This is a genomic window from Sphingobium aromaticiconvertens (assembly GCF_037154075.1).
GTDB lineage: Bacteria > Pseudomonadota > Alphaproteobacteria > Sphingomonadales > Sphingomonadaceae > Sphingobium > Sphingobium aromaticiconvertens.
On record NZ_JBANRJ010000001.1, the window covers coordinates 3,196,964 to 3,219,683 of the forward strand.

Below are 22,720 nucleotides of genomic sequence, written 5' to 3' on the forward strand. Positions count from 1 at the left end.
TCAGGCGGCGCGCACCGCTGCGCCAATGTCCAGCCGCCGCCAACTGTCGAGGAACACGGTCATCAACTGCAACTGCGCGCGGGGCAGGAACCTGTCGCGCAGTTCAGGGTCGAACCGATCCTTCACTTGGCCCAGATCGGAGATTTCCGCCTCGATCAGCGCAGGCGCATCCAGCATCCAGGCCACGCCTGTTAGCGCGATCGAATATTTGAGCGCCAACAGGAAATCCTCCCGCCCGATCAGCGGCCCACCCGCATCGCGATATTCGCTCAAGAGCAAATCAATCAACGCGCCTTCCTGCGCCGCAAGAAAATCCGTCTCCGTCGCGCAGGTCATACCAACGAACGCCATGGCCAAACTCATCTGCGCCACCCCGCCCCAATCGAGCAGCCCGCAGTGCAGTCCGCCATCCCCATCACGCCAGAACCAGCCATTGTCGACATTCATGTTCCAGTGACACAGCGCGATCATATCGTCCTGCCCGTTCACCTGCGCGCGCAGCGTCGCCTCCCGTTCCAGAACCACCATGGCATCCCGACAAAAGCCCTCCAGAAACAGCGGCTCCCGCACCGCCTCGGGCAGCAATTGCGTTGCCTCCACCGCAAAGCGCCGCAGCCGGTTCAGCTTCTCCACCAATTGCTCGCGACCATAAGGGATCATCGGCTGCGCCTCGATCGCCGCGCGGTCGAACGGGAATTGTCGCTCTACAGCCGCGCCGAACCGCCCCGCCCGATGATGCGCGGCCAGCGCCGCCATCGCTCGCGTCAGCGCCCGATAATGTTCGAGCGGATCGGCCATCTCATAATCCAGACACTTGTCCTGCAACGGCTCAACCCCGTCACGGCCATAGGGCACTCGCTCGGTAATCAGCAGCCCGCACTTGGTCGCCGCGCTATAATCGCCGAAATAGCAGACTGGCACCCGCACCGGAAAATCGGGTTGCCGCGACAGCAGCGCGAAACGAACCTCCGGCTCCATCACCGGCGAGAAGAGTTCGCGCAGCGGATCACCAAATTCGCGTGTGAACTTGGCGAACAATATATCATGAAGGTCTTCTTGCGGCCGCGCATAGCGCACGTCCAGCCACAGCTTGCGCCCCATGCCACCGCCGAAAAACTCCTTCACCGCGACGATCTCGACCACTTCATTGTCGTCGGACAGCGCACCGGTCGCGCGAAATGCATCGGTCAGGAAAGCCGCCCCCGCTTCGTAAAAGGCATCGACGCTGGTCGGGAAGGCTACGCCGGTCGCGTCTCCGCACACCATGGACGGGCCACTATCCTCGGGCGCGATCGCGCTTGCCATATCCGCGTGCATATCTTTCCTCTCCAATGATATGCTACTATACGATACACAGGCTATAGGCCGCAAGGCAGAGACAAAGATGGAGAGCGTTCATGGCAACATCCGCCAAAGTCCGGGGTTATGGATCGGCCGAACGCCCCCTCGCAGGCGAACTATGGCGCCGCGAGTCGCACCAGCCCACCGCCCCGGCGCTGACCGCGCAGGGTAATTTCGAGCCGGACAATGGCCAGGTCGACTATGCCCGCTATTTCGATCCGGTCCGCGCACAGGCCGAACAGGATCATATCTGGACGAAAAGCTGGCTTTTCGCCGGACGCGAGGAAGATATTCCGCGAGTCGGCGACCGGATGCCGCTCCAGGTCGGTCCACATAGCTGGTTCATCGTCCGCTCCGCCCCTGACGAATATAAGGCGTTCCACAATAGCTGCCTGCATCGCGGCACCATGCTCTGCGCCAAACATGAATCCGCCGAAACCATCCGCTGCCCCTATCATGCATGGGAATGGAATGTGGATGGCCGGCTAAAGCGCATACCCAGCCATTGGGACTTCCCCGACATCAACCGTCTCAACGGATCATTACCCGAAGTAAAGCTGGAACGCTGGGGCGGCTTCCTGTTCATTAATGCCGACAAGGACTCCGCGCCGCTACTGGATGCGCTTGGCCCGATGCCTGAACATTTTGCCCAATTCCAGCCCGAACGCCGCTACACCGCTGCACGCTTTCGCAAGCTGGTGAAGGCCAACTGGAAGATCTCGCAGGAGGCCTTCATGGAGGCCTATCACCTCTATGCCACCCACCCGGAGGCCGTGCCTTTCAACGGTGACAGCCAGACTCAATATGATGTCTGGCAAGGCGAGCATGGCCATGTCGGCCGTAACGCCAGTTGCTCAGCCACGCCCAGCATGCACGCCCCATCCGACGCCACCGTGCTCAACGCCGGGCAGATGTTCGCGCAGGCCATGCGCGACTGGCATTATCCGCAGGCAGAGGTGCCCGCGATCGACCCGGAAGGCGATGTGCGCGCCCAATTGGGCGAATGGCACCGCGCGGTCGCGACCCAATTTTACGGCCGCCCCATCGACCTTGCCGACGCCATCATGATGGATAGCTTCCTCTACTTCATGTACCCGCATATGGGTCTGTGGCTGTCGGAATCGGTGCCCTTCACCTATCAGTTCCTGCCGCATGAGACGGATCCCGAACAAAGCTGGTTCGATGTGCGCCTGCTGCTGCCCTGCCCCGAAGGCGCCACCCCGCCATCGGCCCCTGCGATCGTCCTTGATGCCGACCAGAGCGTGTTCGAACATTGCCCCGGCTTTGGCTTCCTGGGCTTCGTGTTCGATCAGGATATGTCCAACATGCCGCTCATCCAGAAGGGCGCCCATTCGGCCGATCCGGCGAAGGCGCACAGCCGCCTTGGCGCCTATCAGGAAATGATCATCCAGCACTGGAACAGGGTGATGGATGACCAGATCGCGCAGGGCGAAGCAGCGAAGGTTTGAGGCCGATGCCGGCTTCGCTTGTCGGCGTCCCGGCTCACGCGCATGCTCCCCGTGCAAAAAGGCGACTGGCGAGCGCGCCGTAGCTCACATCTTCCCCCGGCGGGGTGGTTGCCCCCATCGGAGACGCGGGACGTATAGTTTCGAAGTCAAAGGAGACGACACGGCTGGCAAACAGCCAGCGACCACCCTCCTTGCGATAGCGATCGATATAGCGAACGCCCTTCAAATCTTCGATCAGCCCTCCCTTCCCATCCGGGTAGATATGATAGGCGAGCACATAGACCTCCCCCTCCCCCGTATCGCCATCTACCGAGATCAGGTGGTTGCAGACATGATGACCGCTATAGTGGAGATGCGGGAGGCCAGCGGCGAGGAAGGCAATATAGTCGGACGCGCTGCCATCGAAGCGATCGCCATGCGTATCGGTCGCGTCGCTGGCGTAGAGCGTGCCCAGCAAGTCCATGTCCTGACGATCCACGCCCCGCGAATAGAGCAGGACGAGATCGCGGATCTGATCCTTGGCAACGAGCGTTTCGAGCAAAGGCTGGTCGGGGGTCACAAAAGTCTCTCCTTATTACGCAAGCCGGAATAGTTGACCTCACAGGTCATTGCTGACCGGGGAGCAGTTCCAGAAAAAGCCCCTCCGCATCGGCGCAGACCCGGTCCCCGTACTTCAGTTCCCCACGCACCATCCGTTTTCTGCCTTCGACCGATATCAGCGAGGCGGTCACTTGCAGTTCCTTGTCCATGGGCGTGATGGCGCGATAGTTGACATGAAGATAGGCCGTGCGCGCCATTGCACCGCCAACGGAGTTCGCCGGGATACCCAGCATTTCGTCAAACAGCAGGGCGATCGCTCCCCCATGGGCCGCGGCATTCCCACCGAGAAAATAGTTGCCAAAAGTAACCCGCGCCCGGACCGAAGTTGCATCCTGCTCTTCTATCGCGAAAGCGGGGCACATGACCTGACCATGCCCCGGCACATCGTCGACACGACCAAACATCCGATCCTTCTCAACGGCGGCCAACGGCGCAATCCTCCCCTGCCATTGGCGTAATTCTTCATCCAGCCCCAGGATGGTTTCTTCATCCAATTTGGCTTTGGCGAGGTCGTCAAGGAAGCCGCGCAACGTGTCGATCATCGCTGGGTAAGCCGAGCCAGCCATGGACCCTCGGGTGCCTCGCCGCAGACCTTGAAACATGGGAGGCAGGTTTTCCGACATTCTCTAACTCTCTCCAGACATCAACCAAGGTCAGCTTAGATCAGGCTTGTTCGACAGAGGAAAGCGCCGCCAGACATTCTGCGTCACTATGCGCGATCACGATATATGCGCTGCGAGCCAGCCACCGCTCTTCCAGAAGGAACCGCGCAATCGGGATCGTTGCGATTCCGGACTAATCTTCTTTGCCAGTTTCAGCCAGCGACGCGGCTGGATATTCTCCGCTTGGGCGCGGCGGGAATCACGATCGCCCGCCATTTCACGGGATCACACCACCGCCTGCTGTTGGTTGAAAGCGGCGGACTGCATTTCGAATAGGACCACAGCGCCTGTCGCGTGGGGTGATTGCGGGGGATGCTATGTCTCCCTGGATTTGTCGCGGGTTCGGCAATTTGGGAGCAGCACCGGAAAGACCGGATGGTACAAACCCTTGTCCACCGGGGACTTTGAACCGCGCGGGGTGCGTCATCACATGGGGACGACCTGGATGGCGCGAAATGCGCGTCAGGGCGTCGTGGACAGCGACTGCCGCCTCTTCGACACGCCTAATATGTTCGTGGCGGGAAGCTCCGTATTCCCCTGTGACGGCAACGATATGCCGACCATGACGATCATCGCGCTGGCCCACCGGATTGCAGAGCAAGTGGAGCGAGAGGTGGCGCTATAGTCGTTTGACCTGCCTGCTCAAATACCGCCGACCAGGACGGGATAGCCCACCGCTTCGAGGCCCACGACCAGATCACTGACACATCGGTCCAATCGCGCCTGCTCCGTCGAGCGCACGACGAAATTGGCGCCCGTCCGCCCTTCCCGAAAAAAGGGGTAGCTGCCGATCTGGCATCCCTCATGCGCGCGTTCGATTTCCCCCAGCAGATCGGCGATCTCACTTTCCGCGACCCAGCAGCCGACCTGCGCCGACAACAAAGGGCTACCGCCCTCCAGCGTGCCGGTCAGGCTTTCCAGCATCCCCGCTGTGATATGCGGCACGCCCGCCATTATGAAGATATTGCCATGCCGAATGCCCGGCGCGCCTGACATGCGATTCTCGATCAGGCTGGCGCCTGCGGGCACCCGCGCCATCCGCAGTCGCGCATCGGTCAACCCGCCGCGCGTTTCATAATAGCGCGCCAGCACGGCGCGCGCTTGCGGGTGTATCTCGACGGCCACGCCCAGCGCCGCCGCGATCGCATCGACCGTGATGTCGTCATGGGTCGGCCCGATGCCGCCGGTGGTGAACAGATAATCGTTGCGCACCCGGAGCAGGTTCACTGCCTCACCGATCGCGTCGGGGTCATCGGCCACCACCCGGACTTCTTTCAGGCGGATACCCTGCACATTCAGCCAGGACGCGATCTGTCCGATATTCTTGTCCGGGGTGCGCCCGGACAAAATTTCGTCGCCGATCACGACCAGCGCTGCGGTCCAGATACGGTCGGAAGAAGGCGCGCTTGTCATCTGGCGTGGCATAGAGTGTCACGCCGCCCGCGCAAAGAGCAAACAGCCAGACCCCTCTCGTCTTTCCCGTTTCCTCTCGCTATATTCCCGTCCATGACCGAATATATGACCATGACGGCCGATGCGCCGATCTCCCGCTCGCCGGCCATCAAACTCTATGACGAGGCTGGATTCGCCGGGATGCGGAAGGCAGGTCGTCTCGCCGCAGAGATTCTCGACGCGTTGGTGCCCCATGTTGTACCGGGCGTCACCACGGGCGAGTTGGACGACATCGTCCGTCGCATGACGCTGGACGGCGGCGGCGTGCCAGCGACACTGGGCTATCGTGGCTATACGCATAGCTGCTGCATTTCGCTGAACAATGTCATCTGCCATGGCATTCCGGGCGACAAGATGATCCGCGACGGCGACATATTGAATATCGACGTGACCCCGCTGGTCGATGGCTGGCACGGCGACACCAGCCGTATGTTTATCGCGGGGGATGCCCCGATCAAGGCGCGCCGCCTGGTCGACGTCACCTATGAATGCCTGATGCTGGGGATCGAGCAGGCGAAACCCGGCAATCATCTGGGCGACATCGGCCATGTCATCCAGCGCCATGCCGAAAAGCACCGCTATGGCGTGGTGCGCGATTTCTGCGGTCATGGCCTGGGCCGCGTCTTCCATGACAGCCCGGAGGTCGTTCATGTCGGTCGCCCCGGTACTGGTCCAGAGCTTAAGCCCGGCATGTTCTTCACGATCGAGCCGATGATCAACATCGGCAAGCCCGGCGTGAAGATGATGGAAGATGGCTGGACGGCCGTGACCCGCGACCGCTCGCTCTCTGCCCAGTTCGAACATAGCATCGGCATCACCGAGACGGGTTGCGAGATCTTCACGCAAAGCCCCACCGGCCTCAACGCCCCGCCCTATAGCGCCTGATCCAGACATCGCAGAAGGCTGCCCAAAAATCGGGCAGCCATACCGAATATTGCCCGCATTTCGGGCAATATGGACAAAGATTGCTGCATCGCCGAAAGCATCTCTAGCGATTCGCCGATTGGCACAGTAATTGATTGTCCACGGGTGCGGGACTTGCCCTACGAAGGGCATGATTGATCGTCACTTGGGAGAGCGGACGGACGCGGAGCATGTCGCCCACGGCCGGGATGCGACTGAGGTTGGGATAGACGAGATGAAGAAGATCGAAGCCATCATTAAGCCGTTCAAGCTGGACGAAGTGAAGGAAGCCCTGCACGAAGTCGGCGTGTCCGGTATCACCGTAACCGAAGCGAAGGGCTTTGGCCGTCAGAAGGGGCATACCGAACTGTATCGCGGCGCGGAATATGTCGTCGACTTCCTGCCCAAGGTGAAGCTGGAGGTCGTGGTGGACGATGCGATGGCCGACCGGGTGGTCGAGGCGATCTCCTCCGCCGCGCAGACCGGGCGCATCGGCGACGGCAAGATCTTCATTTCGGCGATCGAGGGTGCAGTACGCATCCGCACGGGCGAGCGCGACAGCGACGCCATCTAAAGATTTCGTGCCACCCGCGACCATAGGCGCGCGGACCGGCGGAATACGGGCAACCACTTAAATCCCCTTGGGGGGAATAGCAGAAGGGTATCGACGATGGCCAACACGCCAAAAGACATTCTCAAGATGATCGAGGAAAAGGAAATCGAGTGGGTCGATGTCCGTTTCACCGACCCCAAGGGCAAGTGGCAGCATCTGACGATGGTTGCATCGGTCATCGGCGAAGATGAACTGACCCAGGGCCTGATGTTCGACGGCTCGTCGATCGAAGGCTGGAAGGCCATCAACGAGTCGGACATGATCCTCAAGCCCGACCTTGACGCCGTCTATTTCGATCCCTTCAGCGCCACGCCGATGATGATCCTCTTCTGCGACGTCGTCGAACCCGACACGGGCGAACTGTATGCGCGCGACCCGCGCTCGACCGCCAAGCGCGCCGAAGCGTTCGTCAAGTCGGCCGGTTTTGGCGACACCGTCTATGTCGGTCCCGAAGCCGAATTCTTCATGTTCGACGATGTGCGGTTCGAATCCAACTATGCGACCAGCTACTTCAAGATCGACGACATCGAACTGCCGACCAACACCGGCAAGGAATATGAAGGCGGCAATCTGGGCCATCGCCCCCGCGCCAAGGGTGGCTATTTCCCTGTCGCGCCGGTCGATCCCTGCACCGACATCCGTGCCGAAATGGTCACGACCATGCTGGAAATGGGCCTGCCCTGCGACAAGCACCACCATGAAGTCGCCGCCGCACAGCACGAACTGGGCCTGACCTTCGGTACGCTGGTGCAGACCGCCGACCGTATGCAGATCTACAAATATGTCGTGCACATGGTCGCCCAGGCCTATGGCAAGACCGCGACCTTCATGCCCAAGCCCATCGCCGAAGATAACGGTTCGGGGATGCACACCCACATCTCGATCTGGGACAAGGGCAACCCGCTGTTCGCAGGCGAAGGTTATGCCGGCCTGTCCGACATGTGCCTCTACTTCATCGGCGGCGTCATCAAGCATGCCAAGGCCCTGAACGCCTTCACCAACCCGACCACCAACAGCTACAAGCGGCTGGTGCCGGGTTTCGAAGCCCCCGTATTGCTGGCCTATTCGGCCCGCAACCGCTCGGCCTCGTGCCGCATCCCCTATGGCGCTGGCGCCAAGGCGAAGCGCGTCGAGTTCCGCTTCCCCGACGCGATGGCCAACCCCTATCTATGCTACGCCGCGCTGCTGATGGCGGGCCTCGACGGCATCGAGAACAAGATCCATCCGGGTTCCGCGATGGACAAGAATCTCTATGACCTGCCGCCCGAAGAACTGAGCCAGGTGCCAACCGTCTGCGCCTCGCTGCGCGAAGCCCTGGACAGCCTGTCGGCTGACTATGACTTCCTGCTCAAAGGCGACGTGTTCACCAAGGACCAGATCGAAGCCTATATCGAGCTGAAGTGGCCCGAAGTATATCGCTGGGAAATGGCGCCTTCGCCAGTCGAATTCGACATGTATTACAGCGCCTGACCTTTCACAGGTTGCTGCAGGAAGGCCCGACCGCGCAAGCGGCCGGGCCTTTTTCCTTGGCGATATATAGCTCGCACACCCATGGATGCGAGCGCCTGCTTGCGACCATAAACGGCCATCTGAACGTCAAGCGGTATCGCTAATAGCCGACGCTCAGTAGCCTCCTGCTTCGATATCAAAGCTTTCAACTTGCACGCGGACTGCGATAGGCATGTCGTTGCAATTCTTGAACGAAGGCATGGCCACGTATGTCAAAACAGGCAGAACAGAATTACCTCACGCTGACAGGCGAGGCGGGGCGTCAACACAGTCTGGGCAAGCCGTTTTCTGATAATTATTGCGGTGTGAACTTGGCGTCGATCGGTACGATCATGTCGCTGCTCCCGCCGCCGCCTGCACGCATCCTCGATATGGGTTGTGGCGGAGGCTGGACCAGCGTGTTTTTCGCAAAAAATGGCTATGAAGTGGTCGGTCAGGATATCAGCCAGGACATGATCGACCTGGCGCACGAGAATCAGGCCAACCAGAATATCGACGCGCGCCTGTCGTTCCTGTGCAACGACTATGAAGGGATGGATGTTGACGGCCAGTTCGATGCCGTCGTCTTTTACGACTGCCTAGATCATGCGGAGGATGAGCGGGCTGCAATCGCGACCGCCTATCGCGCGCTCAAACCCGGCGGCATCCCAGTAACGCATGAACCAGGGGAAGGACACGCAACCGCACCAGGTTCTATCGAGGCGATGCAGCTTTATGGCGTGACGGAACGCGATATGCCGCCGCATCTCATCATCCGACATGGGCAAGAACTTGGTTTTTCAGAACAGCGAGTGTTTCCGATCCCGCAGGAATTGCTGGAGGTCTTTTACAACCATTCCATCCCGCCTTTGCTCAGCAAGGCAGCATGGCGGCGCGCAAAGCGTGTTCTTCGAATCGCCTTCCGGCCATCGAATCGCATAAGCTCCATCGTCATCATGACTAAATGAACGTACATGCTGCTCGTCACTTAGGTCGCTTTTGAAATGGTTCCATCCCACCGATTGGGAATGAATGGCCTGCTTTCTTGCGCTCCGCAAGCCAGAGCCGACTGTCAGCAAATCACCCTTATCGTCATGCCAGCGAAGGCTGGCATCTCCCACGGCGGCACAGAACGCTTGAGACCCCAGCCTGTGCTGGGGTAACGATTGAAATTGTGGGAGGGCAGCAGTCCGCCATCCAACCCTCACCGACGTTTAAGGAACGGGTTTCCAAGCACCCAATCACATTTTCTTTGGCGCCGCGACGGATATGAGCCGCCCGCCGCCTGCGCGAGCCAGCGGCTATACCGCTAAAATGGCGTCGGGAATCGCTGCGCCGAACAATAGCGCCGGATCACCCGCCGCCGACAGCGCCATCTCACCCCCGGCATCGACCACCAAAGAGCGCACCATCCATGCCGCCGCCGTCCGCGACGCCAGCCCCTCAGGCGGCAATGTGCCGGCCAGCGCGGCCCGCAATTCAGGATCGAGCACCACCTTGGGGCCTTCGCCCCGCACCACAATCTCCGTCAGTCCCTCGCGCCGCTCTGCGCCGATGTCGAGTTGACCGCCGCGAACCAGCGCATCGCCCGCGATCAGCGCCAGGTTGAGCAGAATCTTGATCGGCAGCTTGCCCAACATATCCTCTGTCACCATCCAGCCGATCTTTACCCGGCCAGTGCCGGCAAACATGCCCTCGATCGCGACCTTCGCCTCATGCGTCGGCACCGCGTCCCCAAACCCACCCGCAGAGCCAAAGGCAAGGCGGAAGAATTTGAGCTTGTTGGCGGACGTCCGTGCACTGTCAGACAACAGGTCCAGGCAGCGCTGGCGCATATCCGGGTCGGTTTCGTCAGCCATCAGCTCCAGGCCGTTGTTGAGCGCGCCCACGGGACTAAGCAGATCATGACACAGGCGCGAGCACAGCAGGCTGGCAAATTCGATGCTGTCACGGTTGGCGGTGGAACTGGTCATGAAGGAACTGCCCGGCTGTTGCAGAAGAGGATGGTTGAAGCATTGGCTAATGGGCCGTGGCCAGCACCGATGCAAGTCCGCCAATCGCCCTACGACGCATCGGAGAGCAACTCCACCGCATCAAAACGCACGCCGCCATCCCCTTCCGACGCTGCCCGCCATAGCCGCCCCTCCCCGCCCCCCACGATCAGCCACAGGCTGCCATCGGGCACCGCGCAGGCCGCATCGGTCGCTGACGGCACGGAATGGCCGGACGGGTGCGAATGATAATGACCGACGATCCGTGGCCCGCCTGCCCGCGCGGCCCGGTGCGCACCGAGCAGAACCGCCGGGTCCAACTCGAAATGGCGCGCCGGGTCGGCGGCGACGTTGGCGGCGGGAAGAATCGCGTCGATCCGCCCTTCCCCTCCCAGCAGCAGGCCGCAAATCTCTTGCCTCTGCCCCGCCGCGGCAACAAGGATTTCCTCCAGCAAGGTTCTTGAAATTCTGACGTCCATGCCCACATGCCTACGCAATGGACCCGGGGGTTTCTACCATCGAAATAATCATCGGCGAAGCGCAGGCGGGGCTTAGGCTCGACCGCGCGCTGGCGGAACTGTGCCCGGACCTCTCGCGCGAGCGGCTGAAAGCGCTCATGCTGGACGGAATGGTGGTGACGCAGGGCACAGGACGCTCTGTGACCCCAAGTCTAAAGGCCGCCATCGGGCAGGCCTATGCCATCACCCTGCCCGCACCTGTCGAAATGGAGGCGGTGGCACAGAATATTCCGCTGACGATCGTATTCGAGGACGAGAATCTGGTGGTGGTGGACAAGCCCGCAGGGCTGGTCGTCCACCCGGCGGCGGGCAATCTGGACGGCACGCTGGTCAATGCCCTGTTGCATCATTGCGCCGGGCAACTGTCCGGCATCGGCGGGGTCGCGCGGCCCGGTATCGTCCACCGCATCGACAAGGATACATCCGGCCTGCTGGTAGTGGCCAAGTCCGACCGCGCGCATGAAGGGCTGGCGGTCCAGTTCAAAGATCATTCCATCAGGCGGCTCTATGCCGCAATCACCTATGGCCACCCGGCGCCGCCCTCCGGCACCATCGACACCTGGATCGGCCGATCCGACGCTGATCGAAAGAAAATGGCTGTTCATCGGGAAGGCCGGGGCAAGCAGGCCATCACCCATTATCGCACGGTGAAGCGGCTTCGTGGCGCGGCGCTGGTCGAATGTCGGCTGGAAACCGGGCGTACCCATCAGGTCCGCGTCCATATGGCCCATCTTGGCCACCCCTTGATCGGGGATCGGGTTTACGGTAGAGAAAGAAAAGGTTTCAAATCAATACTGGAAACTTTGGGTTTCAATAGACAGGCATTGCACGCCAAAACACTGGGGTTCATACATCCCGTAACAAGCGTGGCTTTATCGTTTGAAAGTCCAATTCCGGCAGACATGCAGGAACTGTTAAGCCAGCTTAACGTATAAGCTACGACAAGTTTGCTGCGGCGCAGGATGCCAATTTCGGGTCCCGCCGCGCATGATTGAGGGAAGGAAAAGTGACATGGCCAACAAGAGCAATGTCCCCGCGGTGCCGGCGCTGGGCGGTGATGCCAGCCTGAACCGCTATCTGTCGGAAATCCGCAAGTTTCCGATTCTGGCCCCGGAACAGGAATATATGCTCGCCAAGCGTTATGCCGAGCACCAGGACCCTGAGGCCGCTGCCCAGTTGGTAACCTCGCATCTGCGCCTGGTGGCGAAGATCGCGATGGGCTATCGCGGCTATGGCCTGCCGGTCAGCGAGTTGATCAGCGAAGGCAATATCGGTCTTATGCAGGGCGTGAAGAAGTTCGAGCCTGAACGTGGCTTCCGTCTGGCGACCTACGCCATGTGGTGGATTCGCGCCTCGATCCAGGAATTCATCCTGCGCTCGTGGAGCCTTGTGAAGATGGGCACCACCGCGTCGCAGAAGAAGCTGTTCTTCAACCTGCGCCGGATGAAGAACAATATCGAAGCGTTCGAGGATGGCGATCTTCGCCCCGACGACGTGACCTTCATCGCGACCAAGCTGGGCGTGTCGGAAGACGATGTCATCAGCATGAACCGCCGCATGGCGATGGGTGGCGACACGTCGCTGAACGTCCCCATGCGTGAGGATGGCGAAGGTCAGTGGCAGGATTGGCTGCAGGACACCGACCCGTTGCAGGACGAGCGCGTGGCCGATGCACAGGAAAAAACGCTGCGCCATGAAATGCTGGTAGAGGCGATGAGCGACCTCAACGATCGCGAAAAGCACATCCTTGCCGAACGGCGTCTGGCGGAGGAACCAAAGACGTTGGAGGATCTGAGCCAAGTCTACGGCGTCTCGCGGGAACGTGTCCGCCAGATCGAGGTGCGCGCGTTTGAAAAGCTGCAAAAGGCGATGATGCGGATCGCCGGTGACAGGCTGGGTTCTTTCGCCCGTCTCGCTGCCGTCTGACCCCTACCCCCCTCCCAAGCGAATGGCCCCGGAGCGCAAACTTCGGGGCCTTTTTCTTGCGGACTGCAGAATATGGTTCGTTAGGCGCGATATGATCAGTCCACGCCTGACGGCTCTCCTCCCCCTATTCGCGACGGCCTGCGCCACCGTTCCGGCGACCGATACGCAGATCCATGCCATCGACCGATCAAGCGCGGACCATTATGTGTGGGGCGGGGTCAATGATGGCTGGCACCTCGCCAAACAACCAGGTCTTTCGGTGATCGAGGAACAGATTGCGCCCGGCACCGGCGAAATACGCCACTATCATCGCAGGGCGCGGCAGTTTTTCTATGTCCTGTCCGGCGAACTGACGATGGAAGTCGATGGGCAGATAATCGTGCTGGCGACCCGTCAGGGCGTCGAAATCCCGCCCGGCACACCGCACAAGGCTCAGAATCGCAGCGCAGCGCCCGTGGAGATATTGGTGACATCGACTCCACCCAGCCATGGTGATCGGGTCGAGGCCCTTCTTCCTGCGGCCACTGCAATGCCAAACCCATAGTGACGAGTCCGGCGCACCGCGTTACGCTCGCTTCATGATCGCAAAGCCCGCTGCCGCCCCCCGCCGTCGTCGTTCCCGCTGGTTCCGCTGGCCGATTCGCATCCTCATCGGTTTCGTCCTGTTCTCGCTATTCTTCGTCGCCCTCTATCGCTTCGTCCCGCCGCCGGTCACGACGACCATGATCCTGGACGGCAATGGCATCACCAAGGACTGGATGCCCCTGTCCCAGATGGACCCGGACATGGCCCGCGCCGCCATAGCTGGAGAGGACTCACGCTTCTGCTCGCATCACGGCTTCGATGCGGTCGCCATTGCCCAGGCGCTGCGCCATAATGCCAGCGGCGGACGGATAAGGGGCGGATCGACGATCAGCCAGCAGACGGCGAAGAATGTCTTCCTGTTCCAGGGCGGCGGCTTCATCCGCAAGGGGTTCGAGGCCTGGTTCACCCTGTTGATCGAAGCGATCTGGGGCAAGAAACGGATCATGGAAGTCTATCTGAACGTCGCGGAAACCGGGATCGGCACCTATGGCGCCAATGCGGGCGCAATGCGCTACTTCCATCACGACGCCACTCGGCTGACCAAGGCCGAGGCGGCACGCATCGCGGCCGTCCTGCCACTGCCCAAGAAGCGTGCCGCCATCGCGCCGGGTGGCTTTACCCGCCGCTATGGCAACAGCATCGCCGCGCGGATTGGGGTGGTGCAGCGCGATGGGCTGGATAGCTGCCTGCGGGATTGAGGAGCGACGCAAAGTTGCTGGATTTTGATTACCCCGGATTTCTTTGGGGTTCCGGGGCATGTTCCAGCAGTGTCTTCCAACAGGTCTTGCCAACGAAAAGGGGCGTGGATTTCTCCGCGCCCCTTCCCTGCTTTGGCACTTACGTTGACTTAAAAGCCGATGATAAGCGAAGCGCTGATAGCACGTGGCGAACCGAAGTTCACGAATGCCGACGATGAACTGGCAAGCGTATCCAGGCCGCCACTGAACGAACCGACATAGAATTTATCGAACAGGTTGCTGACGTTAAGCTGGATCGCGCCCTTTTCCATGCCGACGCTGGCCAGCGAGTAACGCAGATCAAGATCGACAACGGTATAGGCCGCAAACTTAGCACCGGGGAAGATCAGCTTGGTGACACCGGCACTAGTGATCGCCGTTTGGATCTCACCATTGATATCGTTCATATAGCGCGAACTGGTACGCTTGGCCTGGACGCCCAGAATGAAGTCACCCAGATTGCCTTGCAGACGACCGCCGAACAGATATTTCGGTGCGCTGCGCTCCCGCTTACCGCTGGTCCGCAGATAGTTGGCACCGTCCTGAGTGTAACACAGGTCCGCGAGTTGGATGTCGCTGTCGACAGCGCAGGTCGCGGTGGGAGCGTCGTTCTGAATTTCCGACTTGATGTAGGAGCCAAACAGATAAGCAGTCACTTCCTTGATCGGGCTGTAGGAGATGCTGGCGTCCACACCATATTTCTTCACCGGACCCAGGTTAGTGTCAGTACCGTTGCCATCGATATCATAAGCGGTGACCAAACGATTCTTGTACTTGGAATACCAGCCAGTGACCGCAGCCTGCACTGTTGACGAATTATAGCGCAAGCTGGCGTCGAAGCTGTCCGAAGTTTCAGCGACGCGATAGGCCGAATCGCTGTCTACCGGGAAGTAGAAGGCATTGTAGAGTGCATCAGTATTGGGAACCGAAATGTTCTTGGCATAGCTGCCCGCGATGCTGATCTGCGGCGTTATCTTGAAGATCGCACCGACATTTGGCAGGATCTTGTCATATTTCAGCTTCCGAGCCTGCGGCAAAGCTGACCCTGTTGCCCTGCCCGTGGTCGGATTGAAGCTGTAGGGGTGTGTCGCGATATAATTCGCAATCTGGTCTCCAGGCACACAGTCGACAAAGCCACCCGAACTGGTGGTGAAGCAATTTTGTTGTAATTCGCGCTTAAAGAAAGGCGCACGCGCGCCCAGTAATAAGGTCAGCTTATCTTCGAAAAACTGACCACGATATTCACCGGCAATCTGATTAAGCTCCGCGATGGACTTGCGATCACGCTTCTGCAACGCGTTGCCGGCCGCATCCATTACCGGATCATTGATCGGAAACACGTCTAGCGGCTCGCCGTTCGCGGCCAAAAAGCCCGCATAGCCGGTCTGGCGGTGACGCGCGCGGTCATAGCTGTAGGACAGGCGGACACGATTGGCGTCATCAATCTCATAGGCTAGGTTGGCAATACCGACCCAACGACGCGTGTTGGTCTGACTCGGCTGAGCCAGCGTGACACGGCCAAAAAGACCGTCGCCGTTCAGATCTTCACCGAAATAGAAGCTGCCATTATAGTTACCGGTGCCGGTGTAACCCCTGGCGGCGTCAGTGAAGAGCGTTTCGTTCGCGCTGGTCGTACCACCGCCATTAGCCTTCACCCACTGATAGGCACCATCGACCGTCAGGGTTAGTCGATCGGTCAGCGTGAACCTGGAGTTAAGACGAACATTGCCGGTGTTCGACGGGTTATAGCGACGTTCGAAGTCGGTACCGCAAAGATTGGGCGTGCTGGTCTGGCTGACGGTGCAGGGATAGCCGCCCGCGATGTCATAAAAGCGACCGCTCTTGTTGCCGGTAAAGGCGCTGGCGCGTAGCGGCGAGCCACCGAAATTGTTGCGGTTCTCGTTATAATGGCCAGCGATCGAGACGAAATCGCCATTGTCACCGATATCCTGCCAGATCTTGGCGTTATACTGCTGCTTGTAAACCTTGCCGTAGTTGGCGAACGCGGCCTCATTGCGAATGCGTGAGGCAGAGATCCAGGCCTTGGTGCCATGACCGGTCAGGTCTCCGGTGTTCATGACGCCGAACATGCGGAAATAGGGTCGATCACCCGCACCGTTGGCTGCAATATTGCCATAGCTGACGCTGGCCAACACGCCATATTCATCGCTTGGTTCCATGGTGTTGATGTTGACAGTGCCGCCTACCGCTGCTGCGGTCGGGCTGTCGACATCGGTCGAGCCGAGGTTGACGTTGACCGTCTCAATGAGTTCGGCATCGACTTGCTGGTTCGTGTAAACTGCATAGTTGCCCGAATCATTCAGCGGAATACCGTCGAGGGTTTGCGAAATACGATCTGAGTTGAAACCACGAATGGTAAAGTTGCCGCCGCTCGAACCCCAGGGGTCGTTGTTTGTGAAACTGACGCCCGGCACCATATTGATGATTTCGTTGATGGCCTGGCCAGGCCGCTGCGCCTTGATGAGTTCCTGACCCACGACAACCTTCGCCTTGGGCGAGTCGGGGATTTTGATGCCGCCAACCCCATTGTCTATACGCCCGCCTGTAACGACGATTGCGTTGTCGAAATCCATTGACCCTGTCGACTGCGCCAGCGCGGCGCCGGGCAGCGCGATGGCGATTGCGGCTGCGCCGCACAAGTAAAACTGCTTCATGTGGACCCGTCCCTCTTTATGGAGTTGCGGCACCTCCTGGTGCCCCCCATTGATCATGCTCGTCGGAGCTGGCCCGCCTGTGGGGGCCGCTGACGACGCCCCTGTGATGCTCTGATTGCATTTATGTTACAATGCAGCATGGGCGGTGTCACCGAGGTGTAACAAAGCCGCGCACGACCTTCGGTTGGTGCAGAAAGCTCAATTCAACGTACTGATATATATATATTTATTTGCCATAATTGAACAATCGTCCAACTATGGCAAATTTGCAACGCTGTCGGAAAATTTGTGCGGCGCGGCAAAATCATACGAAAAAAGCCGGCGGTCTCCCGCCGGCTTCATCCATTTAACAACCGGGACGCCGAGTCAGGCGGCGTCGCCGGCCTTGCGCTTGTCGTTTTCGCTGAACACCCGGATCGGTTCCTTCGTGCCTGCAACTACGTCCTTGTCGACCACAACCTCGCCCACACCCTGCATCGAGGGCAGGTCGAACATCGTGTCGAGCAGGATCGATTCGAGGATCGAGCGCAGCCCGCGCGCGCCAGTCTTCCGCTCAATCGCCCGCCGGGCGATGGCGGTCAGCGCGTCGTCGGTGAAGCTGAGGTCCACATTCTCCATGTCGAACAGCTTGCCATATTGCTTCACCAGCGCGTTTTTCGGCTCGACCAGGATCTTGACCAGCGCGGTCACATCCAGATCCTCCAGCGTCGCGATGACGGGCAGGCGACCGACGAACTCGGGGATAAGGCCGAATTTCAGCAGATCCTCCGGCTCGCTCGACCGTAGCAGTTCGCCGGTCTTGCGCTCCTCGGGAGCCGCCACATGCGCACCAAAGCCGATCGACTTGGCTTCCAGTCGGTCGCCGATGATCTTCTCAAGGCCCGCAAAAGCGCCGCCGCAAATGAACAGGATGTTGGTCGTGTCGACCTGCAGAAACTCCTGCTGCGGATGCTTGCGCCCGCCCTGCGGCGGAACGCTGGCCGTGGTGCCTTCCATCAGCTTGAGCAGCGCCTGCTGCACGCCTTCACCCGATACGTCGCGGGTGATCGACGGGTTCTCGGCCTTGCGGCTGATCTTGTCGATCTCGTCGATATAGACGATGCCGCGCTGCGCCTTCTCGACATTATAGTCGGATGCCTGAAGCAGCTTGAGGATGATGTTCTCCACATCCTCGCCGACATAGCCCGCTTCGGTCAGGGTCGTCGCATCGGCCATGGTGAAGGGCACGTCGAACGTCTTGGCCAGCGTCTGGGCCAAGAGCGTCTTGCCGCAGCCGGTCGGGCCGACGAGCAGGATGTTCGACTTGGCCAGTTCAACCTCACCGGGCTTCGACCCGTGGTTGAGGCGCTTGTAATGGTTGTGAACCGCCACGGAGAGGACGCGCTTCGCCCGGCTCTGGCCGATCACATAATCGTCCAGAACGTCGCAAATTTCCTGGGGGGTCGGCACACCGCCATCCTTCTTGCCGACAAGACCGCCCTTGGTCTCCTCGCGGATGATGTCGTTGCACAGTTCCACGCACTCATCGCAGATGAAGACGGTCGGCCCCGCGATCAGCTTGCGCACCTCATGCTGCGACTTTCCGCAGAATGAGCAGTAGAGCGTGCTTTTAGAATCGGAGCCCGTAAGCTTAGTCATTCGCCATTCTTCCTTCCCGGCCACCGGCTGAATGCCGGAATTGGCGTGGGATAAACTGGTCCAGCATCATCCTAGACCGCGGCATGCCCGTTTCACAAGGGGAGAAAGGGCGTGCCGGGGTAAACATTATATCAGCCTTCGTTCGGATCAGGGAGAGCCGGACGCTTGTCGAACACTTCGTCGATCAGGCCGAATGCCTTGGCCTCGTCCGCCTCAAGGAAGGTGTCGCGGTCCATCGCCCGCTCAATCTCTTCCAGCGGCTTGCCGGTATATTCGGCATAGAGACCGTTAAGACGCTGACGAATCCGCAGGATTTCCTTGGCCTGGATCTCGATATCCGACGCCATGCCCTGTGCGCCGCCGGACGGCTGATGGATCATGATCCGCGCATTGGACAGGGCAAGGCGCTTGCCCGGCTCACCCGCGGCCAACAGAAAACTGCCCATCGACGCGGCCTGGCCGATGCAGACGGTGCCCACCTGTGGACGAATATATTTCATAGTGTCGTGGATCGCCATGCCGGCCGTCACCACGCCACCGGGCGAATTAATGTACATCCAGATGTCCTTCTTCGGATTTTCCGACTCAAGGAACAGCAACTGGGCGACGATCAGGGAGGCCATATGATCCTCGACCTGACCAGTCACAAAGATGATCCGCTCACGCAGCAGCCGCGAAAAAATATCAAAGCTGCGCTCGCCGCGGTTCGACTGTTCGATAACGATGGGGACCAGCGCGGCCATGGGATCATGCATGTTGTTGGTCATTTTGCTCTTTCGCTTTTGTGCTTTTGCCCGCCCCCTACATCGGCACAAAGCCGATACTGTTCAAGGGGGCGTTTACGCTGGATGGTTATGCTGAGTGATCGCCGGTTGGTGCGCCGCCTGATTCAGGGTCGCATGGCGTGGTCAGATGGCGCGCGGAAGGCCAGATAGGCAAGCCGCCTTACCTCCCGCCGCCCGCGCACGACCGTGTCGAGGATCAGGCCGCACATTCCGCTCAACGTCGCCAATATCATCAGGCCCGTCACCAATATGGCGGTCGGGAAACGCGGCACCAGCCCCGTCTGGATATAAGTCACGATCAGCGGTTCGGCTAGAATCAATCCCGCCAGCGCCAGAATCGCGGCGAAAGCCCCGAAGAAGAGCACCGGCCGCTCGATCCGATAGAGGGTGATGATCGTCCGCAGGATGCGCCAGCCGTCACGATAGGTGCTGAGTTTACTGGCAGACCCCTCCGGCCGGGCGGCGTAGGCGGTCGTCACTTCGGCAACCGGCATCGCCAGTTCCAGCGCATGGACGCTGATCTCCGTCTCAATCTCGAACCCCGCCGACAGGACCGGGAAGCTCTTGACGAAACGACGGGAAAAGACCCGATAACCCGATAGAATATCGGTGAAGCTGCGGCCGAAAAGCTGCTTCAACAACCCGGTCAGCACGGCATTGCCCAAACGATGGCCGCGTCGATACGCCGCCTCTTCCTGTGACTTGCGGCAGCCCACGACCATGTCGAGATTATCGGCCAGCATTGCGCCAACCATCGCCGGAGCGGCCTGCGCCTCATAGGTCGCGTCGCCATCGGCCATCACATAGATGTCGGCGTCGATATCAGCGAACATGCGGCGCACCACATGGCCCTTGCCCTGCTGCGTCACGCGGCGGACGATCGCGCCAGCGGCAGCAGCCAGTTCCCGGCTGGTGTCCGAACTGTTGTTGTCGAAGACATAAATGTCAGCCTGCGGCAGGGCGCGGCGGAAATCCTCCACCGTCTGCACAATCGCCTCTGCTTCATTATAGCAGGGCAGAATCACCGCGATGCGCGGCCCCATGGTCACCCCCCCCATGCTTCCCCGCTCTGTCCCGATCGCCGGAAATTCCTTCATCGCCGTTCCTTCGTCGCCTTGTCCATTGCGACCGCTGTTCGTCCGTCATGCGCCGACATGTTTAACATTTCGTCAGCCATATAGCGAAACGCCCGACTTCGCGAGGAGGCCGGGCGTTTTGCTTGACGAACTGAAGGGCCGGTTACTCCGCCTTGGCGGCGGCCTTCTTCGGCGCCGCCTTCTTCTTGGGCTTTTCCTCGGCGGAAGCCTCTTCGGCCGGAGCCGCCTCGGCTACAGCCTCATCCTTCTTGGCCGCGGTCTTCTTGGCCGCTGGCTTCTTCGCATGTGCTTCCTCGGCTGCAGGCGCCTCGGCAGCGTCATCCGCCTTCTTCTTGGGCGCAGCCTTCTTAGCCTTGGGCTTTTCGTCATGGTCATGGCCGCAATCGGGGCCGTGAACATGGGGCTTCAATTCGCCCTCTTCACCGGCTTCGATCGCCGCTTCCAGTTCTTCGCGGGTCACGGTCTTGTCGGTCACTTCGGCCTTCTCGAACAGATAGTCGACGACCTTGTCCTCATAGAGAGGCGCACGCAACTGGGCCGCGGCCATCGGGTCCTGACGGACGTACTGCACGAAACGCTCGCGATCCTGCGGGCCGTACTGCTGCGCAGCCTGCATGATCAGGCGGTTCATTTCCTGATCGGAAACGGTGACGCCATTGGCCTGGCCGATTTCCGAGAGGAGCAGGCCCAGACGGACGCGACGCACGGCGATACCGCGATAATCGTCCTTCTCGGCTTCCATCTCCGCCAGAGCGGCTTCTGGATCTTCCTCATGGCCCGCTTCATGCTGAAGCTGCGCCCAGATCTGATTGAACTCGGCCTCGACCATGCTCGGCGGCACGTCGAAATCATGCGAGGCAGCCAACTGATCGAGCAGCTTGCGCTTCATATAGGTGCGCGTCAGGCCGTTATGCTCCTGCTCGATCTGACCCTTGAGCAGATCCTTGAGCTGGTCGATGCCTTCCAGGCCAAGCGACTTGGCGAACTCGTCGTCAACCTTGGGCTTGTCGCTGTCCAGAATCGACTTGACGACGATGTCGAAGGTGGCGGGCTTTCCGGCCAGATTCTCTGCACCATAATCGTCGGGGAAGGTCACGTTCAGAACCTTCTCGTCGCCGGTCTTTACGCCGACCAGTTGCTCTTCAAAACCGGGGATCAGGCTACCGGAGCCGATCTTCACCTTCATGTCCTCGCCAGTGCCGCCGTCGAAAGCGACGCCATCGACCTTGCCGACGAAATCGACGACGACCGTGTCGCCATCCTTCGCCTTGTGCGCAGCTGGGAAGGCTTCAAAAGCGTTCTGCTGGCCAGCGATGCGGCCGGCGGCTTCCTCGACCTGCGCATCGCCCACTTCGGCGGTCAGGCGCTCCAGCTTCAAGCCGTCGATGCTGGGTGCGGCGATCTCAGGCAGCACTTCCAGGGCGACCTTGATCTCGGCGTCCTTGCCGAACTCAAAACCCTCGTCCAGATCGACCGAAGGCTGCATCGCGGGGCGCAGCTTCTGGTCGGCAATCAGCTTCTGGATGCCGTCCTGGATCGAATTGTTGAGCGCGTCGCGCTGCAATGATTCGCCATGCATCTTTTTCACGAGATTGGCGGGGACCTTGCCGGGGCGGAAGCCGGGCATCTTGATCTGCGGCGCCATCGCGGCCACTTCCTTGTCCACGCGAGCGTCGATATCTTTCGACGTGATGGTCAGGGTATAGGCGCGCTTCAGGCCCTCGTTCAACGTCTCGACAGTCTGCATCTCTTCTCTCAAACGCCTTATATAAAGCTGAATCTCGGTGGCTTCCGTCCAGATGCGACGCCCATGAATTTGCATGGCGCGCGACTGGTGCGGGCGAAGGGACTCGAACCCCCACATCTTGCGATACCAGAACCTAAATCTGGCGCGTCTACCAGTTTCGCCACGCCCGCATTGGTCGCCGGTCGGCGCGGCATAGAGAAAAGCGCCGTCAGTGGCAAGGCACATGTGGATAAGTCGGCGGAACCGCCTTCATGGCTGGCGCGTAGGGTAGTATTGACAAGGAGATATGCAATGGCCACCCAGCCCGACCCGAACCCCGACGGCATACCGGCCCCCGACACGATCGAGCCGCAGTCGCCGCCCGAAACGCCCCCGCCCTTCAGCCCGGACGAGAGTCCGGTGAGGGAGCCGCCGGAAATCACCCCGCAAGGCCCCGATTACGACCAACCGAACCGATCGCCGCCGGAATTCCCTACGAGTTAGCCAGACCACT

General features: G+C 60.2%; 21 protein-coding genes and 1 tRNA gene. 10 read left to right on the forward strand and 12 right to left on the reverse strand.

Annotated features, from left to right (window positions below):
* The gene (locus tag WFR25_RS15280; protein WP_336972096.1) at positions 1 to 1,317 is read right to left on the reverse strand and encodes a hypothetical protein; all 1,317 of its coding nucleotides are present in this window, start codon (positions 1,315 to 1,317) and stop codon (positions 1 to 3) included.
* A gap of 80 nt (positions 1,318 to 1,397) precedes the next feature.
* Between WFR25_RS15280 and WFR25_RS15285 the strand changes: the two genes are divergently transcribed.
* On the forward strand, positions 1,398 to 2,810 hold the full coding sequence (locus WFR25_RS15285) for an aromatic ring-hydroxylating oxygenase subunit alpha (RefSeq protein WP_336972098.1): 1,413 nt from the start codon (positions 1,398 to 1,400) through the stop codon (positions 2,808 to 2,810).
* A 34-nt stretch (positions 2,811 to 2,844) separates the two neighbouring features.
* Here WFR25_RS15285 and WFR25_RS15290 read toward each other — a convergent pair whose 3' ends face one another.
* A complete protein-coding gene (locus tag WFR25_RS15290; protein ID WP_336972099.1) occupies positions 2,845 to 3,369 on the reverse strand; it encodes a nuclear transport factor 2 family protein in 525 nt (174 codons plus the stop codon).
* A gap of 46 nt (positions 3,370 to 3,415) precedes the next feature.
* Positions 3,416 to 3,952, reverse strand: a complete 537-nt coding sequence (locus tag WFR25_RS15295; RefSeq protein WP_336972101.1) for a hotdog domain-containing protein — start codon at positions 3,950 to 3,952, stop codon at positions 3,416 to 3,418.
* 550 nt (positions 3,953 to 4,502) lie between these two features.
* Here WFR25_RS15295 and WFR25_RS15300 point away from each other — a divergent pair.
* A complete protein-coding gene (locus WFR25_RS15300; RefSeq protein WP_336974910.1) occupies positions 4,503 to 4,697 on the forward strand; it encodes a GMC oxidoreductase in 195 nt (64 codons plus the stop codon).
* 17 nt (positions 4,698 to 4,714) lie between these two features.
* Here WFR25_RS15300 and WFR25_RS15305 read toward each other — a convergent pair whose 3' ends face one another.
* Positions 4,715 to 5,485 (reverse strand): competence/damage-inducible protein A, encoded by a 771-nt coding sequence (locus WFR25_RS15305; RefSeq protein ID WP_336972104.1) that lies wholly within the window; start codon positions 5,483 to 5,485, stop codon positions 4,715 to 4,717.
* Between the two features lie 93 nt (positions 5,486 to 5,578).
* On the opposite strand from WFR25_RS15305, the gene map reads away from it, so the two are divergent.
* From map to WFR25_RS15325, 4 genes are all read left to right on the forward strand, one after another.
* The gene (map, locus tag WFR25_RS15310) at positions 5,579 to 6,409 is read left to right on the forward strand and encodes a type I methionyl aminopeptidase (RefSeq protein WP_336972108.1); all 831 of its coding nucleotides are present in this window, start codon (positions 5,579 to 5,581) and stop codon (positions 6,407 to 6,409) included.
* 253 nt (positions 6,410 to 6,662) lie between these two features.
* The gene (locus WFR25_RS15315) at positions 6,663 to 7,001 is read left to right on the forward strand and encodes a P-II family nitrogen regulator (protein WP_336972109.1); all 339 of its coding nucleotides are present in this window, start codon (positions 6,663 to 6,665) and stop codon (positions 6,999 to 7,001) included.
* 96 nt (positions 7,002 to 7,097) lie between these two features.
* A complete protein-coding gene (gene glnA, locus WFR25_RS15320; RefSeq protein WP_336972110.1) occupies positions 7,098 to 8,510 on the forward strand; it encodes a type I glutamate--ammonia ligase in 1,413 nt (470 codons plus the stop codon).
* Positions 8,511 to 8,758: 248 nt separating this feature from the next.
* Positions 8,759 to 9,496: a class I SAM-dependent methyltransferase gene (locus tag WFR25_RS15325; protein WP_336972111.1), complete on the forward strand. Its 738-nt coding sequence runs from the start codon at positions 8,759 to 8,761 to the stop codon at positions 9,494 to 9,496.
* A gap of 333 nt (positions 9,497 to 9,829) precedes the next feature.
* Here WFR25_RS15325 and WFR25_RS15330 read toward each other — a convergent pair whose 3' ends face one another.
* Both WFR25_RS15330 and WFR25_RS15335 read right to left on the reverse strand, forming a co-directional pair.
* On the reverse strand, positions 9,830 to 10,501 hold the full coding sequence (locus WFR25_RS15330) for a histidine phosphotransferase family protein (RefSeq protein ID WP_336972112.1): 672 nt from the start codon (positions 10,499 to 10,501) through the stop codon (positions 9,830 to 9,832).
* A gap of 89 nt (positions 10,502 to 10,590) precedes the next feature.
* Positions 10,591 to 10,998 carry a M67 family metallopeptidase gene (locus WFR25_RS15335; protein WP_336972115.1) on the reverse strand — a complete coding sequence of 136 codons (408 nt, stop codon included), beginning with the start codon at positions 10,996 to 10,998 and terminating at the stop codon, positions 10,591 to 10,593.
* Between the two features lie 17 nt (positions 10,999 to 11,015).
* Between WFR25_RS15335 and WFR25_RS15340 the strand changes: the two genes are divergently transcribed.
* From WFR25_RS15340 to mtgA, 4 genes are all read left to right on the forward strand, one after another.
* Complete coding sequence (locus WFR25_RS15340; protein ID WP_336972116.1) at positions 11,016 to 11,972, forward strand: RluA family pseudouridine synthase; 957 nt, start codon at positions 11,016 to 11,018, stop codon at positions 11,970 to 11,972.
* A gap of 76 nt (positions 11,973 to 12,048) precedes the next feature.
* Positions 12,049 to 12,963, forward strand: coding sequence for an RNA polymerase sigma factor RpoH (gene rpoH / locus WFR25_RS15345; protein WP_336972118.1), 915 nt, complete (start codon positions 12,049 to 12,051; stop codon positions 12,961 to 12,963).
* A 91-nt stretch (positions 12,964 to 13,054) separates the two neighbouring features.
* Positions 13,055 to 13,507 carry a cupin domain-containing protein gene (locus tag WFR25_RS15350; protein WP_336972120.1) on the forward strand — a complete coding sequence of 151 codons (453 nt, stop codon included), beginning with the start codon at positions 13,055 to 13,057 and terminating at the stop codon, positions 13,505 to 13,507.
* Positions 13,508 to 13,541: 34 nt separating this feature from the next.
* Entirely contained in the window at positions 13,542 to 14,246 is a 705-nt protein-coding gene (mtgA, locus tag WFR25_RS15355) for a monofunctional biosynthetic peptidoglycan transglycosylase (protein WP_336972121.1), read from the forward strand.
* A gap of 149 nt (positions 14,247 to 14,395) precedes the next feature.
* Here the strand turns inward: mtgA and WFR25_RS15360 are convergent, their stop codons facing one another.
* The 6 genes from WFR25_RS15360 to WFR25_RS15385 form a co-directional block, all read right to left on the reverse strand.
* Entirely contained in the window at positions 14,396 to 16,960 is a 2,565-nt protein-coding gene (locus WFR25_RS15360) for a TonB-dependent receptor (RefSeq protein ID WP_336974911.1), read from the reverse strand.
* 366 nt (positions 16,961 to 17,326) lie between these two features.
* Positions 17,327 to 18,598, reverse strand: a complete 1,272-nt coding sequence (gene clpX, locus WFR25_RS15365; RefSeq protein WP_336972122.1) for an ATP-dependent Clp protease ATP-binding subunit ClpX — start codon at positions 18,596 to 18,598, stop codon at positions 17,327 to 17,329.
* Positions 18,599 to 18,729: 131 nt separating this feature from the next.
* Positions 18,730 to 19,365 (reverse strand): ATP-dependent Clp endopeptidase proteolytic subunit ClpP, encoded by a 636-nt coding sequence (gene clpP / locus WFR25_RS15370; RefSeq protein ID WP_336972123.1) that lies wholly within the window; start codon positions 19,363 to 19,365, stop codon positions 18,730 to 18,732.
* Between the two features lie 122 nt (positions 19,366 to 19,487).
* Positions 19,488 to 20,480, reverse strand: a complete 993-nt coding sequence (locus WFR25_RS15375) for a glycosyltransferase family 2 protein (RefSeq protein WP_336972125.1) — start codon at positions 20,478 to 20,480, stop codon at positions 19,488 to 19,490.
* A 142-nt stretch (positions 20,481 to 20,622) separates the two neighbouring features.
* Complete coding sequence (gene tig, locus WFR25_RS15380) at positions 20,623 to 22,227, reverse strand: trigger factor (RefSeq protein WP_336972126.1); 1,605 nt, start codon at positions 22,225 to 22,227, stop codon at positions 20,623 to 20,625.
* Positions 22,228 to 22,312: 85 nt separating this feature from the next.
* A tRNA-Leu gene (locus WFR25_RS15385) sits at positions 22,313 to 22,397 on the reverse strand.
* Positions 22,398 to 22,720: the final 323 nt, after the last annotated feature.

Excerpts from the sequence above, each read along its gene's own strand:
- WFR25_RS15280 (WP_336972096.1), bottom strand. The coding sequence starts at position 1,317 with ATGCACGCGGATATGGCAAGCGCGATCGCGCCCGAGGATAGTGGCCCG.
- WFR25_RS15285 (WP_336972098.1), top strand. The coding sequence starts at position 1,398 with ATGGCAACATCCGCCAAAGTCCGGGGTTATGGATCGGCCGAACGCCCC.
- WFR25_RS15295 (WP_336972101.1), bottom strand. The coding sequence starts at position 3,952 with ATGATCGACACGTTGCGCGGCTTCCTTGACGACCTCGCCAAAGCCAAA.
- WFR25_RS15300 (WP_336974910.1), top strand. The coding sequence starts at position 4,503 with ATGGGGACGACCTGGATGGCGCGAAATGCGCGTCAGGGCGTCGTGGAC.
- WFR25_RS15305 (WP_336972104.1), bottom strand. The coding sequence starts at position 5,485 with ATGACAAGCGCGCCTTCTTCCGACCGTATCTGGACCGCAGCGCTGGTC.
- map (WP_336972108.1), top strand. The coding sequence starts at position 5,579 with ATGACCGAATATATGACCATGACGGCCGATGCGCCGATCTCCCGCTCG.
- WFR25_RS15315 (WP_336972109.1), top strand. The coding sequence starts at position 6,663 with ATGAAGAAGATCGAAGCCATCATTAAGCCGTTCAAGCTGGACGAAGTG.
- glnA (WP_336972110.1), top strand. The coding sequence starts at position 7,098 with ATGGCCAACACGCCAAAAGACATTCTCAAGATGATCGAGGAAAAGGAA.
- WFR25_RS15325 (WP_336972111.1), top strand. The coding sequence starts at position 8,759 with ATGTCAAAACAGGCAGAACAGAATTACCTCACGCTGACAGGCGAGGCG.
- WFR25_RS15330 (WP_336972112.1), bottom strand. The coding sequence starts at position 10,501 with ATGACCAGTTCCACCGCCAACCGTGACAGCATCGAATTTGCCAGCCTG.
- WFR25_RS15335 (WP_336972115.1), bottom strand. The coding sequence starts at position 10,998 with ATGGACGTCAGAATTTCAAGAACCTTGCTGGAGGAAATCCTTGTTGCC.
- WFR25_RS15340 (WP_336972116.1), top strand. The coding sequence starts at position 11,016 with ATGGACCCGGGGGTTTCTACCATCGAAATAATCATCGGCGAAGCGCAG.
- rpoH (WP_336972118.1), top strand. The coding sequence starts at position 12,049 with ATGGCCAACAAGAGCAATGTCCCCGCGGTGCCGGCGCTGGGCGGTGAT.
- WFR25_RS15350 (WP_336972120.1), top strand. The coding sequence starts at position 13,055 with ATGATCAGTCCACGCCTGACGGCTCTCCTCCCCCTATTCGCGACGGCC.
- mtgA (WP_336972121.1), top strand. The coding sequence starts at position 13,542 with ATGATCGCAAAGCCCGCTGCCGCCCCCCGCCGTCGTCGTTCCCGCTGG.
- WFR25_RS15360 (WP_336974911.1), bottom strand. The coding sequence starts at position 16,960 with ATGAAGCAGTTTTACTTGTGCGGCGCAGCCGCAATCGCCATCGCGCTG.
- clpX (WP_336972122.1), bottom strand. The coding sequence starts at position 18,598 with ATGACTAAGCTTACGGGCTCCGATTCTAAAAGCACGCTCTACTGCTCA.
- clpP (WP_336972123.1), bottom strand. The coding sequence starts at position 19,365 with ATGACCAACAACATGCATGATCCCATGGCCGCGCTGGTCCCCATCGTT.
- WFR25_RS15375 (WP_336972125.1), bottom strand. The coding sequence starts at position 20,480 with ATGAAGGAATTTCCGGCGATCGGGACAGAGCGGGGAAGCATGGGGGGG.
- tig (WP_336972126.1), bottom strand. The coding sequence starts at position 22,227 with ATGCAGACTGTCGAGACGTTGAACGAGGGCCTGAAGCGCGCCTATACC.